At 64.7% G+C, this 14,908-nt stretch carries 13 protein-coding genes; 7 read left to right on the top strand and 6 right to left on the bottom strand.

The annotated features are described in order from the left end of the window. The first annotated feature begins 76 nt into the window (after positions 1 to 76). On the top strand, positions 77 to 2,302 hold the full coding sequence (locus HB634_RS01630; RefSeq protein ID WP_213947268.1) for a TonB-dependent siderophore receptor: 2,226 nt from the start codon (positions 77 to 79) through the stop codon (positions 2,300 to 2,302). 100 nt (positions 2,303 to 2,402) lie between these two features. Here HB634_RS01630 and HB634_RS01625 read toward each other — a convergent pair whose 3' ends face one another. The 3 genes from HB634_RS01625 to HB634_RS01615 form a co-directional block, all read right to left on the bottom strand. After that, the gene (locus tag HB634_RS01625; RefSeq protein ID WP_213947267.1) at positions 2,403 to 3,284 is read right to left on the bottom strand and encodes a glyoxalase; all 882 of its coding nucleotides are present in this window, start codon (positions 3,282 to 3,284) and stop codon (positions 2,403 to 2,405) included. A gap of 55 nt (positions 3,285 to 3,339) precedes the next feature. Then, the gene (locus HB634_RS01620; RefSeq protein WP_213947266.1) at positions 3,340 to 4,518 is read right to left on the bottom strand and encodes an MFS transporter; all 1,179 of its coding nucleotides are present in this window, start codon (positions 4,516 to 4,518) and stop codon (positions 3,340 to 3,342) included. Positions 4,519 to 4,615: 97 nt separating this feature from the next. Further along, complete coding sequence (locus tag HB634_RS01615; RefSeq protein ID WP_063572530.1) at positions 4,616 to 4,963, bottom strand: hypothetical protein; 348 nt, start codon at positions 4,961 to 4,963, stop codon at positions 4,616 to 4,618. A 170-nt stretch (positions 4,964 to 5,133) separates the two neighbouring features. On the opposite strand from HB634_RS01615, the gene HB634_RS01610 reads away from it, so the two are divergent. The 6 genes from HB634_RS01610 (at position 5,134) to HB634_RS01585 (ending at position 10,728) form a co-directional block, all read left to right on the top strand. Continuing rightward, the gene (locus HB634_RS01610; RefSeq protein WP_063572531.1) at positions 5,134 to 6,555 is read left to right on the top strand and encodes a cytochrome ubiquinol oxidase subunit I; all 1,422 of its coding nucleotides are present in this window, start codon (positions 5,134 to 5,136) and stop codon (positions 6,553 to 6,555) included. Positions 6,556 to 6,562: 7 nt separating this feature from the next. After that, positions 6,563 to 7,570 (top strand): cytochrome d ubiquinol oxidase subunit II, encoded by a 1,008-nt coding sequence (cydB, locus tag HB634_RS01605; protein ID WP_213947263.1) that lies wholly within the window; start codon positions 6,563 to 6,565, stop codon positions 7,568 to 7,570. Further along, positions 7,570 to 7,683, top strand: coding sequence for a DUF2474 family protein (locus HB634_RS01600; protein WP_213947262.1), 114 nt, complete (start codon positions 7,570 to 7,572; stop codon positions 7,681 to 7,683). Before cydB ends, HB634_RS01600 begins: the two co-directional genes overlap by 1 nt. Positions 7,684 to 7,702: 19 nt before the next feature. Next, positions 7,703 to 8,464 carry an AraC family transcriptional regulator gene (locus HB634_RS01595; RefSeq protein WP_063573353.1) on the top strand — a complete coding sequence of 254 codons (762 nt, stop codon included), beginning with the start codon at positions 7,703 to 7,705 and terminating at the stop codon, positions 8,462 to 8,464. A 63-nt stretch (positions 8,465 to 8,527) separates the two neighbouring features. After that, a complete protein-coding gene (locus tag HB634_RS01590) occupies positions 8,528 to 10,360 on the top strand; it encodes a M3 family metallopeptidase (RefSeq protein ID WP_213947260.1) in 1,833 nt (610 codons plus the stop codon). Positions 10,361 to 10,449: 89 nt separating this feature from the next. Continuing rightward, on the top strand, positions 10,450 to 10,728 hold the full coding sequence (locus HB634_RS01585) for a hypothetical protein (RefSeq protein ID WP_063573355.1): 279 nt from the start codon (positions 10,450 to 10,452) through the stop codon (positions 10,726 to 10,728). Positions 10,729 to 10,738: 10 nt separating this feature from the next. Here HB634_RS01585 and HB634_RS01580 read toward each other — a convergent pair whose 3' ends face one another. From HB634_RS01580 to HB634_RS01570, 3 genes are all read right to left on the bottom strand, one after another. Then, positions 10,739 to 11,194 carry a nuclear transport factor 2 family protein gene (locus tag HB634_RS01580; protein ID WP_213947258.1) on the bottom strand — a complete coding sequence of 152 codons (456 nt, stop codon included), beginning with the start codon at positions 11,192 to 11,194 and terminating at the stop codon, positions 10,739 to 10,741. 73 nt (positions 11,195 to 11,267) lie between these two features. Next, complete coding sequence (locus HB634_RS01575) at positions 11,268 to 13,376, bottom strand: catalase (protein ID WP_213947256.1); 2,109 nt, start codon at positions 13,374 to 13,376, stop codon at positions 11,268 to 11,270. 84 nt (positions 13,377 to 13,460) lie between these two features. After that, a complete protein-coding gene (locus HB634_RS01570) occupies positions 13,461 to 14,891 on the bottom strand; it encodes a GGDEF domain-containing protein (protein ID WP_213947254.1) in 1,431 nt (476 codons plus the stop codon). Positions 14,892 to 14,908: the final 17 nt, after the last annotated feature.

The raw sequence follows: 14,908 nt of genomic DNA, 5'->3' as shown, positions 1-14,908 counted from the left end.
ACCCCTAGGCGTCCGTGACAATCTCGATCATAATACGAGCGATTCTCATTTCTATTCGCCTTTGATCGAGGCTTCCATGCCCAGGACCACCATGCATACCGCGCTCCCGGCTCGTCGCCGCCTCACTCTTTCGATCCGCGCTGCTGTGCTCGGTACCCTCCTCGTCGCCGGTGCGGCCCACGCCGCCGACGATGCCGACGACACCCAGCGCAAGCCGCAGGACAATACGACGACGCTGTCCGGCATCCAGGTGAAGGCTGACGTTGCCGCTCCCACGGCGGCTTACGCCGGTGGTCAGGTGGCCCAGGGTGGCCGCTTCGGTGTGCTGGGCAACCAGGACATGATGAACGTGCCGTTTGCCATGACGAGCTACACGGACAAGCTCATCCGCGACCAGCAGGCCCATACCCTGGGCGACGTGGTCGCGAACGACCCGGCCGTGCGCACGGGCTTCGGTTATGGCAACTACTCGCAGACGTTCGTGATTCGCGGGTTCCAGCTCAATTCCGACGACATCGGCTTCGACGGCCTCTACGGCCTGCTGCCGCGCCAGCTTCTGGCCCCGGAACTGGTCAGCCGCGTAGAAGTGTTCAAGGGTGCCAGCGCCTTCCTCAACGGCATTTCGCCGGGCGGGTCGGGTGTCGGCGGCAGCATCAACATTGCGCCTAAACGCGCCACGGTCGACCCGATCACCCGCATCGGCCTGGACTACGGTAGCGACGGCCAGATCGGTGGCACCGTGGACATCGGCCGCCGTTTCGGCGCCAACAACGAGTTCGGCATCCGCGTGAACGCCGTCTCCCGTGACGGCAGCACCGCGGTCGACGGTGAGAACCGCCGCGTCAACGCCATCGCGATCGGCTTCGACTACACCGGCGAGCGCCTTCGCATCACGACCGACCTCGGCTACCAGAAGCAGACGATCAACGGCGGCCGCTCGGTCGTCTTCGTCGGCAACGTGGTGCCGAAGGCACCCAGCGCCACCAAGAACTACACGCAGTCCTGGTCGGGCTCGTCGCTGGAGGACACCTTCGGTGTCGTACGCGCCGAATACGACATCAGCGACTGGTTGACCGCCTATGCAGCCGTCGGCGCGCATCACGGCAACGAGTTCGGTGACTACGTCAGCCCGACTGTCAGCAACGCGGCAGGTGATGCGACGGAGTCGCGTTTCACCGTGCCGTACATTGCGAATACCGGCACCGGTGAGGCCGGCTTCAATGCCCACTTCGATACCGGTGAGGTAAGCCATCGCATCACGCTCGGTTTCTCGGCGCTGGATACTAATAAGAAGGCCGCCTACGCGGGCTCGTCGACGTTCAACACGAACATCTACAATCCCGTGCAGGTCGCCCGCCCTGACTACATCTACAACGTCGGCCCGATCAGCGACCCGGGCTACACGGGCCGCACGCAGCTGCGCAGCCTTGCGTTCTCCGACACGCTCGGCTTCATGGACGACAAGCTGCAGGTCACCGTGGGCGCACGTCGGCAGAAGCTTCTTTCGCTCGGCTACGCCTATGCGGTCGACGGCGTGAATGGTGCCAGGACCTCGGAATACTCGCGGTACACCAACAGCCCGATCTTCGGTATCAACTACCGCATCAACGAACAGTTCTCGGTCTACGCCAACCACATCGAAGCGCTGACGCAGGGCGACACCGCGCCGACCCTGTTCAACGGCGCGCCGGTGACCAATGCTGGCCAGGTCTTCGCCCCGTATAAGTCAAAGCAGAACGAAGTCGGTGTGAAGTGGGATGCAGGCACCTTCGGCAGTACGTTCGGCCTGTACCAGATCAAGCAGCCCAGCGGCTATGTAGACGCGACCACGAACACCTATACGATCGCCGGCGAGCAGCGTAACCGCGGCGCCGAGTGGAGCTTCTTCGGCGAGCCCACCCAGGGCGTTCGCGTGCTCGGCGGCGCCAACTACATCCAGCCCGAGCTGACCAAGACCCAGGGTGGCCTGGACAACGGCAACGACGCCATCGGCGTGCCGCGCTTCCAGGCTAACCTCGGCGCAGAGTGGGATATTCCGAACACGCCGGACATCACCCTAAGCGCTCGCGCGGTTCGTACGGGCAAGCAGTACGTCAACGTGACCAACACGCTGAACATCCCGGCGTGGACCACGTTCGACGTGGGCGCCCGCGCTTCCAGCACGCTGGAAGGCGTGCCGGTGACGTTCCGCCTTACACTGCAGAACCTCACGAACAAGGGCTACTGGGCCTCGGCCACGGGTGGTTACCTCACCCAGGGCACGCCGCGCACGTTCCTGGTCTCGGCGACGTTCGACTTCTGATCGAACCGCGTCGCAGCGCTCTGATCTTTGTGGGAGCCGCTTCATCGGCGATGGAGGCTATTGCGAGCACCCTATCGCCGCTGAAGCGGCTCCCACAGTTTTACCGGGCGGCGTGGATCTCGGCGACGTAGCCGCCGGGAAACTGCAGCATCGCTGCATGCCGGTCGCTTTCGTCGTGCGCGGGCACGACGATCTTTGCGCCGGATTGCGTCGCGCGGGCCAGCGCGGCGTCGAGGTCGTCAACCTCGTATCCGGTGACCTCCGTGCCATACGGCCACGCGAGATGGCCATCCGTCACCAGGACCGTCGCCTTGCCGTAGCCGGACTCGAGGCGGATGCGCCGGTACGTGCCCGACGTGCCGCCAAGTTCCGTCGCCGGTGCCTTCGCGTCATCGGACACGACCTTGCCATGCGCAAACTGCGTGAATGCCTTCACGAACGTCGCCGCGCTGGCCGCCGGCAGGTAGATACGATTCTCCGGCACATGACGCAACGCCTCGTAGCTCGGCTTCTTCGTATGCCAGTAGAGCTGCATGTTCACTCCGCCGGGCCAGCTGATCACGGCATCACGACCGATCGGATCGTCGAAGGCGGTCACGACCGTGGCGGCGCCGGCCTGTTCGGCTGCCTTGATCGCCGCGTCGAGGTCAGTGACCAGATAACCCGTGCGCTCGAGTCCGAAGGGATACGGCACGGGCGTCCGGAAGCCGAACACGGACACGGCGCCGGAAGGACTCTGCACCAGCTGAGTCGACGTGCTCGACGGCGTCGGCGTCACGGTGGCGATGCCTTGCTTCGTCGATTGCCCTTCGAACGTGGCGGCGAAGCTGCGTACGAAGGCATCGACATCCTGCGGCGCGACGTAAACATGCGTGGTGTCGTACTGCGGCCCCACGGAGAAATCGGGCGTTGTCGCGGCGAAGGCGCAGTCCGGCGCGGTGATAACCAGGGCGCAACCAAGAAACAAGGCGCGAAGGCGCATAGACGTTTTCCTGCAGAGTAAAGGAGATAAATCGACGGTGCACCTGTGTGGAGCGTCAGTGCGCCGCTGGCACGCGATGCAACAAGCGCGAAACCAGCGCGATGCCAGCAAGCCCGCCGCCCAGGATGCACACGCCCAGCCAGCCGGCATGCCGCCAGGTTTCGGCAGCAACGAACGAACCCGCCGCGCCGCCGAGGAACATGGTCGTCATGAACAGGGTGTTGAGCCGACTCTTGAATTCCGGGTGCAGCCCGTAGACCAGGTGCTGGTGCGACACCAAGGCGATCTGCACGCCGAAGTCGAGCAAGATGACGCCAACGATGAGCCCCGCCAACGATGGCCACAGCGCGAAGACGGCCCAGGCAACGACGGTCGACAGCGCACCAGCGGCGATCACCAGCCAGGGTCCGCGTCGATCCGCGACGCGTCCGGCCAGCGGTGCCATCGCCACGCCGACGGCGCCGACCACGCCGAACAGGCCCGCCGACGCCGCGCCCAGATTCAGTGGCGGCTGTTCCAGGCGGAGCGCCAGCACCGTCCAGAACGCGGAAAATGAGGCGAAGATCACGGCCTGGGTCAACGACGCACGACGCAGCAAGGGCTCGCGTCGCCAAAGACCGACCAGCGAGGACATCAGTTCGCCGTAACTGACGCGCCGCGCTGGATGGTGTTCGGGCAGGCGCAGGCGCATCAGCACGGCGCCCATCAGTGCAATGGGCACGCCGAGCCAGAACATGGCCCGCCATCCTGCGGCACTGGAGACGAAACCGGCAATCGTGCGACTGAGCAGAATGCCCGTCAGCAAACCGCTCATCACGGTACCGACCGCCGCACCCCTTTTGGATGGCTCAGCAAGAAGAGTCGCGAAGGGAACGATTTGCTGCGCAGCGGTCGCCATAGCACCGATCAGTACAGAGGCAATCGCGAGTGTTGTCAGCCCGGGCGCAAGCGCGGCCCCGACCAGTGCGATGGCCAACACCGCGAACTGCCCGACGATGAGCTGACGGCGTTCCAGCGCATCGCCTAGTGGCACCAGGAAGAGCAGACCCGCTGCATAGCCGAGCTGGGTAAGCATCGGAATCCAGCGCTCCACGCCGCCGTCGTGAAGGTCGCGCCCCATGATGCCGAGCATGGGTTGGTTGTAATAGATGTTGGCGACGGCCAGGCCGGCCGCCAGCGCCATCGCATAAAGGGTGCCGCGAGTCAGGACTCGCGCCGGGGTGGGATTGTCCATCGTCAAACGGCTCCGCGGTTTGGCCGATTATGCCCGCTGCGCGGGATCGCCGATGAATCGGCTCCCACAAGGGGCGGCGCTACGGGCCGTGGGCGGGCTATTTGTCCGCGACGGTCCATAGCAGGGGGAGGTGCAGGTCGTCGCAGCCGTGCTCGCAGATGAAGGTGCCGTGCTCGCCTTTAAGGGAAAGACGGCGGCCGCCGCTCAGTTTCAGGTCCATGCTGCCGTCCCAGCCACTCGGTGCGTGCGAGACATCCTTTTTTTCCAGCGTAAAAGGCTGCGAATAGGCTTTGGGGCCCCAGCGCCAGCTCACCGTGCCGCGCTGGCCATCGACGACGATATCGGCGCCGTCCGCGGATTTACCCGAGAGGTGGAGGTCGTCTCCACGGCAGCCTGCGACAACAAGGACAAGGCAGCAGACGAGCGGCAGGAGGCGAGGCTTCACGGTGTTTCCTTGTGCAAGGTCGCAGGATCATCGGCTCCGCAACCTCAAGCTTTAGTGAGGCTGCCGAATCGGCGTGACGATAAGCCGCGCTGGCGTGCCTGATTTGCACAATCCATGGGGGCATGCGGCTTGGGATACTGGCGGCCAGCCCCCCATGCACGGACATTCGCGTGAACGTATCCGACACGGCGCTTCTTCTTGCCCGGTGGCAGTTCGCCTTCACCGTGTCCTTCCACATCATGTTCCCGGCGATCAGCATCGGCCTGGCCAGCTTCCTCGCGGTGCTGGAGGGGCTGTGGCTGAAGACCGGCAAGGTGGTCTACAAGGAGCTGTTTTTCTTCTGGTCGAAGATCTTCGCCGTGGGCTTCGGCATGGGCGTGGTCTCGGGCGTGGTGATGAGCTACGAATTCGGTACCAACTGGTCCGGCTTTTCCGCGTTCGCCGGTTCGGTCACCGGCCCCCTGCTCGCCTTCGAGGTGATGACGGCATTCTTTCTCGAAGCCGGCTTCCTCGGCATCATGCTGTTCGGCTGGACCCGGGTCGGCCCGAAGGCCCATTTCTTCGCCACGCTCATGGTGGCTACCGGCACGCTCATCTCCACCTTCTGGATCCTGTCGTCCAACAGCTGGATGCAGACGCCACAGGGTTATGAGGTGATCGGCGGCCGGATCGTACCGGTCGACTGGCTGAAAATCGTCTTCAACCCCTCGTTCCCGTACCGCCTCGTGCACATGGCACTGGCCGCCTTCATCGTGGCCGCGATGCTCGTCGGCGCCTGCGCGGCGTGGCACCTGTTGCGTGGCCGGCGCGATGCGGGCATCCGCAAGTCGTTCTCCATGGCGCTGTGGATGATCCTTGTCGTCGTGCCGATCCAGATCGCCGCCGGGGACGCGCACGGCCTCAACACGCGCGAACACCAGCCCGCAAAGATCGCCGCCATCGAAGGCCTTTGGGAAACCGAACACGGCGGCACCTCGCTCAACCTGGTCGGCTGGCCCGACATGGAGAACGAGACGACGCACTTCGCCATCAAGGTGCCCCACCTGGGCAGCCTGATCCTCACGCATAGCTGGAACGGCGAGATCCAGGGGCTGAAGTCGTTCCCGCGCGAAGACCGGCCCAACTCGACCATCGTTTTCTGGAGCTTCCGCATCATGGTCGGCATGGGCCTGCTGATGCTGTTGCTCGCCCTGCTTGGCCTGCTGCTGCGACGTAACGCGCAACTCTACGAAGCGCGCTGGTTCCAGCGCTTCGTCCTGCTCATGGGTCCGAGCGGATTGATCGCGCTACTCGCAGGCTGGATCACGACCGAAGCCGGTCGCCAGCCCTGGGTGGTCTACGGCGTGATGCGCACCCGCGACGCGGTATCGACCTCCTTGACGGTGGACCAGGTCGGCACCTCGCTGATGATTTTCATCATGGTGTACTTCCTGGTCTTCGGCACGGGCATTTACTACATGCTCAAGCTGATGGCGAAGGGTCCCGACCTCCCGCGCGACGAAGCCGAAGGCTCTTCGGGCGACACCGGCCGGGGACGCGATCGCTTCGACCATCGTCCGCTTTCCCGCCCCACCGATCCCATCGACGAGTAACCACGCCATGCATATCGACTTGCCCGTGATCTGGGCGGCCATCATCGGCTTCGGCGTGTTCCTCTACGTCATGCTAGATGGGTTCGACCTTGGCATCGGCCTGATCTTTCCGTTCTTCGATCGCGAAGGCGAGCGCGAAGTCATGCTCAACACCGTCGCCCCGGTGTGGGACGGCAACGAAACCTGGATGGTGCTGGGGGGTGCCTGCCTCTACGCGGTGTTTCCCGTGGCCTACTCGGTGCTTCTTCCGGCCACCTACCTGCCGATCATCGCGATGCTGTGCGGATTGATCTTCCGCGGCGTGGCCTTCGAAATCAGGGCGAAGGCCCGGCGCACGCAGCACCTGTGGGATCTCGCCTTCATCGCCGGCTCGGGCGTGGCGACGTTCGCCCAGGGTGTGATCCTGGGCAGCCTGCTGCAGGGTATCGACGTGCGCGACGGCAAGTTCGTCGGCGGTCCCTTCGACTGGTTCTCACCCTTCAACCTGTTCACCGGCATCGGCCTGCTACTGACCTACGCCACGCTGGGTTGTGGCTGGCTGTTGATGAAGACCGAGGGCGAGCTGCAACGTCGCATGGCGGTGCTGATGCGTCCGCTGACACTGTGCCTGGCCGCTGCCGTCGGCATCGTCAGCATCTGGACCCTGCTGGGCCAGCCCGGTGTGGCCGCCCGGTGGCTGACCATGCCCAACCTGCTTTTCTTCCTGCCGGTGCCCGTCCTGGTGCTCGCCTGCGTCATCGGCATCCTGACGAGCGTGCGGCGCGGCGCGGACCGGGCGCCCTTCCTGCTCACCCTGGCCATCGTGTTCCTTGGCTACAGCGGACTGCTGATCAGCATCTTCCCCAACATCATTCCGCCCTCGCTGAGCATCTGGGAAGCGTCCGCGCCGCGTTCCAGCCAGGTGTTCACGCTGGTCGGCGCCGCCATCGTCATTCCGATCATCCTTTCGTATACCGTCCTTGCGTACTGGGTTTTTCGCGGAAAGGTGCGGCACGGCGACGAGGGCTATCACTGATGGCGAAGCATCCACGCCTGCGCCAGGCGGCCTGGTTCGTGGCGCTTTATCTGGGAGGCGTCGCCGCGGTAGCCTGTGTCGCCGGGCTCTTCCGGCTGCTGGTACCGCACTGAGCAACGCAAGGAGCACTGGATGAGCGGCATTACCGAGCTGCACGTGTCCGACTACGTCCCCCATGGCGACATGGCCGCTCACGCCCACGACGAAGCCTGGTTCTGTCTCGTCATCGCCGGCGGCTACGAAGAGCGCATCCTCGGGCAAATCAACGAACACGAACCGGGCGACCTTCTGTTCTGCCCAGCCCATGCGACACACGCCCAGCGCTTTGGCCGCGACGGCGCGCGCAAGGTCATTTTCTCCCCCGACACCGAAACCACCGAGCTGCTCGCCGGCCAGTCGGCGCGGCTCGACGGACGCCCACTGCTTCGCCGCTCCAGGGAGCTGCTCGGGCTGGGACGGCGCATCGTCGAACAGCTTGCGCTCGGCGACGCCTTTGCGGGGCTATCCGCCCAGGGGCTGACGATGGAAGCGCTGGCGCTGGCCGCGCGTGGGCTGGACCAGCGAACGCACAACGAGCCCGCGTGGCTTCGACGCGTACGCGACTTCCTGCACGACGACCCGACGCGCGAGATGACGCTCGACCAGCTCGCGGGCATCGCCGGACGTCACCCTGTTCACCTGGCCCGCACCTTCCGCACCGTTCACGAATGCACCATCGGCGATTACGTGCGCCGCCTGCGGGTGGAGCGTGCTGCCGAGTTGCTCCGCGCCACACGGCGTCCTCTCCTGGATATCGCGCTGGAATGCGGTTTCGCCGGCGCGACGCAGTTCTCGCGCTCGTTCCGTGCCGTCCATGCCACCACGCCGACGGCATGGCGGCAGGCCGTCCGCTAAGCGCAGGCAACGCACGTTAATCCCGGTAAAGCAGCCTGCCGTCGCGGTTGCTACCGTTGGGCCATGCGCACACCTCGCCTGCTCGTTACCCTGCTCCTCTGCGTCCCCGGCCTTGCGGTCGCCGACACGTATCACATCGATCCGACGGCGTACTTCGCGTCCCCCGCCGGTGAAGCGACCGATCGGGTCGCCCTCGAAGCCGACATGACGGCCCTGCCCGTCCTGGCCGCTTCTTCGCCCGGCGACCTGCTTGCGTATCTGCGCCGCGCGGAGGCGTTGCTGGCCCGCGGCCAGCGGCATATCGCGTACCTGCACCTGCTCACCGCCCTCGATATCGACGATCACGCGGCCGCGGACGCGCTCAGCGCGGTGCAGACCGACGAGGGCAACCTCGTCATGACGGTTCGCAACACGTTGCGTGCCTTGGGTGAGCCCGGGTTCGACCAGGCGGCCCGGGAAACGCCTGAGCTGAAGCACTATGCCTATGTGCTGGATCGCGCCCTTCGCGGCCTGCCGCACGAGCTCCCGCCCGAGCAACAGACGATCATGGACGAGGTCTCGGACCAGGGTAGTACGGCGCTGCGCAACGCCTATCAGAAGACGCGCCGGGCGACCGTCTACGGCACGGTGCACACGAGCGCGGGCGACTTCGACGCGGGCAAGGACGCGGAGCGCCTCGGCACCGATCCGGATCGCGCCGTGAGGCAACAGGCGTGGCAGCAGAAACAGGCGGCCAACGCCCTCAACGCAGAAACCTACGCCTCCCTGCTGATCGGCATCGTGCGTCTCAACGACAAGACCGCGCACCTGCAGCACTTCGCCGATGCGCCCGAGGCCGTTTACTTCGGTCGCCAGTTCGACCGCGCCGACGTCGACGCGACGGCACAAGCTGTGCAGCAGCGCGCCGCCGTGCTCATGGATTACCAGCGACTGCGGGCCAGCCAAGTCAGCCGTGTGGCAAAGATCGCCGACGTGCACAGCTGGGACATGACGCTGCCGCCATCGGGCTTCACGGCGCCGGTCTTCGACTATGCGCAGATTCGTCGCATCGTTCCGGCAGCGCTCGCGCCGCTGGGACGCGATTACGTGGCGCGTTTCACGGCATTGCTGGATCCGGCGGCGCACCGTACAGACCTCGGCGACGCCAGCGGCAGTCGTGTCAACGACGCGTTCTCGATCGCTGCTCCCGGCGTACCACCGGGCCTTTTTCTCGGCCAGTGGCAGTCGGACCTGAAAGGCGCCAGTGTCGTCGCGCACGAAGGTGGCCACGCGCTGCACAGCGAGTTGATGAATGCGCACGGCGTCTCGCCGTTCTACAACCACGGCCCCAGCTGGATGCACGAGGCCATCGCCATTCTCAACGAAATGCTGTTCTACGAGCACCTCTACAAACATGCGCCCGATGCGCCCACGCGGGCGTACTACCTGCAAGCCCAGCTGGACGAGATGACCTTCGAAATCTTCACCTCCGCCGAAGAAGCCCAACTCGAGGAAGCCATCTACGACGGGGTGATGGCCGGCAAGATCCGCAAGGCGGCCGACCTGGACGCGCTCACGCTGGCTACCACCGGCCGCTTTGAGATCTGGCCCGGCATCGATCCGGAACTGAAACATGCCTGGATCGGCAAACGGCTGATGTACCAGGATCCTCTTTACCTCGCCAATTACCTGTATGCCGGGCTGTTGGCAACGAAGATGTTTGCCATGGCGACAAGCGATCCACGCGATTTCCAGAAGCGCTACGAGGCGATGATGGCGTCCGGCTTCGATGCGCCCCCGAAGGAAATCCTCAAGCGCTTCTTCGGTCACGACCTGAGCCCGTCGGACCTGGTGAACGCCGATATGGACGTAATCAAAGGCAAGATGGCCGCGCTGGGCAATATCTACGGCAATTAGCCAAAGGGCGGTCTGTTTCACATTTTGATGACGCCCGCGCCGTGCCGCCCGCTGTATGCTTCCCCCGGGTCGAATCAGGGACTTACGCCGTGCGCCGCCAGGAAACCGATAGCCTCACCATGGGCGACATCATCTTCGACGCCGTGGCCATGAACGAGGCCGCGGTGGCCGGCGACCTTGACGAAAGCCGCTTCCGTGCGCGTCGCATCGCATCCCTGGCCGCACCTGAAGGCTACGACGGTATCGCCGACGCCGCTTCGCATCTCAGCCGTCTGCTCGGACCACCCGGCAGTGAGCCTCAACCGGGGTATGGCGCCGCCATGGTGGCCATCTCCAACGAGATCGACCTGGCCTTCGGCGACGCCTGAGTACCCTACCCTAGCGGGCGGGACACGTATCCCGGCTGTTGTCCGCAATACCGGCGATCAGCCAGCGACCGTCGATACGGATGAGGTTCACCGCATCCGTTCCGCAATGTTTCACCTGGCCGTTGACCAGAAAATCGTACGGCGCCCACACGAACGCAATATCACCGTCGACCCTGACGAGCGGATCGTAGATGCGCTCCTCGATGCGATCCTTCGCGGGCTTCATGTGATCGGCGAATTCGCCCAGGGTCATGCGCACCACCTTGCCTTTACGCAACAAGGCGACGCTGCCTTCCGGCTGCACGGTGGCGCGTATGGCGGCGCTGTCGTACTTCGCCATGCCGTCGAAGAACGCCTGGACAGGTGCAAGCACCGCCTTGTTGTCAGCATCGGCGGCTGACGAGGGCATGGTGGTCGACAGACCAAGCACGGTCATGGCTAAGGTAGCGAAGGGCCTGGCGTTCATGGGCAACTCGTGACGTGGACGAACGACACCATTAGCGCCAGGCCGTGCTGCGGTCAACCCCGGAGGGGCCGATTCACGCCAGCGTACGCACCTTCGCCTCTCGCGCAAATTGCCGGGTGGATGCCAAGGTGACGAACGCATCCGCGTCCGACGCCTTGACCACACCCGCATCGGCTTCCAGTCCCGCCTTGGCAAAGAGCGCGCGTCCACCATCGTCCAGGGCCAGGGCTTTCAGGTGCCCGAAGGCATCGCGAACGAAGTCGATCGCGGCGGCTTCCTTCGTGAGTGCGGCAGCACCCTCCGCCGACAGCAGGATGGCCACGGCATCGAAGTTGATCGACGGCGTACCAGCCAGCTGCCCGTCGGCAACGAGCAGCGTGCCATCGGCCAGCTTCGCCCCGCCGACCTTCGGCGCAACGATCTTCACGGTGGCTCCCGCGCCTTCGATCGCTTTACGCAGCTTCGCCACCGCAACGCCGTCCGAGCCGTCGTTGATGAGGATACCCACGACACGTCCCTGCAGGGTCGCCTTCATCTTGCCGATGATCTGCAAGGCGGGAGAGGGCTTCATCGGCACGACGGGAGCGGCCGCTTTGGGCGCCTTCGGTAAAGGCGACATGGCCAGTCCAGCCGCGACGCGCCTGGCCAGATCCTCGTCGACATGACGGAGGTGTCCGACGATCGCTTCACGCACGTGCACCGCATCCACCTTCGACAGCTCGAACACGAAGGCCGAGGCGATGTGCGCCTGCTCGAACGCTGTCTGGCTGGTGAAGAACAAACGGGCCTGGCTGTAGTGATCGGCGAAGGTTTCGGCACGGACGCGCTCTCGCGTTCCTTCTTCCTGCACGGCGGCGCTGCGGAAACCGAGGGCGGGATCTTCGCGCGGCGAGTCGGCCTGCAACGAGCTCGGCTCATAGGCGACACGTCCCTTGGGGACCTGCGTTTGCATGTGGCCGTCGCGCTGCTGGTTGGCGAAGGGGCACTTCGGTGCGTTGATGGGCAGCTGGTGGAAGTTCGGCGAACCCAGGCGCGACAACTGCGTGTCGAGGTAGGAGAACAGGCGCCCCTGAAGCAGCGGGTCGTTGCTGAAGTCGATGCCGGGCACCAGGTGCGACGGACAGAACGCGACCTGCTCGGTCTCGGCGAAGAAGTTGTCCGGCCGGCGGTCCAGCACCATCCGGCCGATGATCTTCAGCGGGATGAGTTCTTCGGGGATGAGCTTGGTCGAGTCGAGGTGATCGAATGGGAACTTCGCCGCCTGCGCCTCCGTGAAGAGCTGCACGCCGAGCTCCCACTCGGGGAAGTTGCCCGCCTGGATCGCCTCGAACAGGTCGCGACGATGGAAGTCCGGATCGGCGCCGGCGAGTTTCACTGCCTCGTCCCACACCGTCGATTGCAGGCCAAGCTTCGGCCGCCAGTGGAACTTGACGAAGGTGGACTTGCCCTTCGCATTCAGCAGGCGGAACGAATGGATCCCAAAGCCTTCCATCATGCGCAGCGAGCGCGGAATGGTCCGATCGGACATCGCCCACTGGATCATGTGCATCGACTCGGGCGTGAGAGAGATGAAATCCCAGAACGTGTCGTGCGCGCTCGCCGCCTGCGGGAAGCCGCGGTCGGGTTCCATCTTTACGGCATGAATCAGGTCGGGAAACTTGATCGCGTCCTGGATGAAGAACACCGGGATGTTGTTGCCAACCAGGTCCCAGTTGCCCTCCTTCGTGTAGAGCTTCACGGCGAAGCCACGCACGTCGCGCGGGGTGTCCACCGAGCCCGAGCCACCGGCGACCGTGGAGAACCGCGTGAACAACGGTGTGCGCTCGCCGACCTCGGTAAGGACACGAGCGGTGGTGTACTCGGCCAGCGAGGCTGTCAGCTCGAAGAAGCCGTGCGCCGCCGAACCGCGCGCGTGCACGATCCGCTCCGGAATGCGCTCATGGTCGAAGTGGGTGATCTTCTCGCGAAGGATGAAGTCTTCCAACAGCGTGGGACCGCGGGCGTTGGCTTTCAGCGAGTTCTGGTTGTCTCCGATCACCAGGCCCTGGTTCGTTGTCAGCGATGCATGCTCGCCACCGGCCGTCTGGTGGAGTTCATCGCCTTGCCCACGTCGGTCTTTCGGGAATTCTGCAGTGTTCTTCTGAGCGGCAGCACTTGCCGCCGACGGGGCTTTCTTGGCCATGGCACACCTCGGCTTGGTCGGGCGCCTAACATGCACTACGTGCCGTCAAAGCAGCCTTCACCGGTGTGAACTCGCCGATAGCTGTCACATCGTGCGGTTGCGCCCGGCCGCTTTTGCCCGGTACACCGCCTCGTCGGCGAGGTTCAGCAACGTTTCCGCGCTCACCGGGTTCGGCGCGCAATGCGTGGCGATGCCCGCACTGATCGTTACCAGGCCGTCGATGCCGTGACGGTTGGCGATGCCTAGGGTGTAGACATCCTGCCGAACCGTTTCAATGATGCCCAACGCCTCGCTGGCATCGATGCCGGGCAACACGACCACGAACTCCTCACCGCCATACCGCGCCACGACCGAGCCTGGTACGACCGTCAGCGCCGCACGCAAGGCCTGGGCGACGAGGGTAAGGCATGCATCGCCGGCGAGGTGGCCATAGGCGTCGTTGAAGCCTTTGAACCGATCCACATCGAGCATCGCCAGGCTGACGCAGGGCTTCTCATCGTCGGTGCGATCGAGCGCACGCCTGAGCGCCAGGAACAGGCCGCGACGATTCTGCAGGCCAGTCAGCTCGTCGTGGTTGGCCGTGTACTGGAGGCCGCGCCTTAAGAGGCGCAGCTCGTCTTCCACGGCCAGGTGATAGCCGATCACGATCGCGTTGCGCGCCGCGTAGACGGTCAAGGCCACGGCGAGGATGACCATGGCAAGCACCGGCTGGGATTTCAACAGGAAGAACACCAGAGCGCATAAGGCCAGGCAGAGCACGAACGGGCTGACGCTGCCGGACAGGTAGATGGCAGTGCGTGAGGGCCGATAGCCGCGAAGCCAGCCGATACTCCTGCGGCTGACGAGCACACCGAGCACCAGGAGCGGAATCGAAAGGAGCAGTTCAGGCAGGTAGGACTCGGTGAGCGACAGCAAGCGGTTGTGCGCCGCGGCGCAGATGCCATCCACCCACGCGAACGTCGCCAGCACGAAGAAGAACCGGCGTTCGTCCTTGCGACGTGTGCCGAGCAGGCGGATGGTGGCGAACAGGGCGACGAGGGCATCGAGGCCGTCGAACAGCAGGATGAGGAACGAGGCCGAAGCAGCCGGCGAAGATGGATCGACGGCATGATGCAAGGTCACGTAAAACATCGCCGCCAGCGCGATGGCCAGCAGCGTATCCGCTGCCGTCGTCCAGCGGAACATCGGTCCCGTCGGGTTGTACGTCGCTGCCGCGATCATCAGCAGGCTCGCCATGCAGAAATAGAAGCTGGGATCGACCATCACCAGCGTGCCTTCGGCATTCAGGAGCGAATCCGCGAACAACAGGGCCAGTGCCGTCGTTTTCGCCAGGATGGCGCCAAACAGGATCCACCACAGCGGTTTGTTGTGCTCCACCGCCTGGATGCTGCGACGCCAGCAGAGGTACAACGCCAGCACGGCGATGACGAGCACCGCCGCATAACTCCAGCTCAGGGTCCGCACGGTGACGAACATCGCGATGCCCGCGTGCACACCCAGGAGCAACGCCGACACGCGGGGTGTCCAGCGCT

This window comes from Luteibacter sp. dw_328 (assembly GCF_018449605.1).
Lineage (GTDB): Bacteria > Pseudomonadota > Gammaproteobacteria > Xanthomonadales > Rhodanobacteraceae > Luteibacter.
Note: the sequence above shows the minus strand (reverse complement) of the source record. Positions and strands in the feature narration are given on the sequence as shown.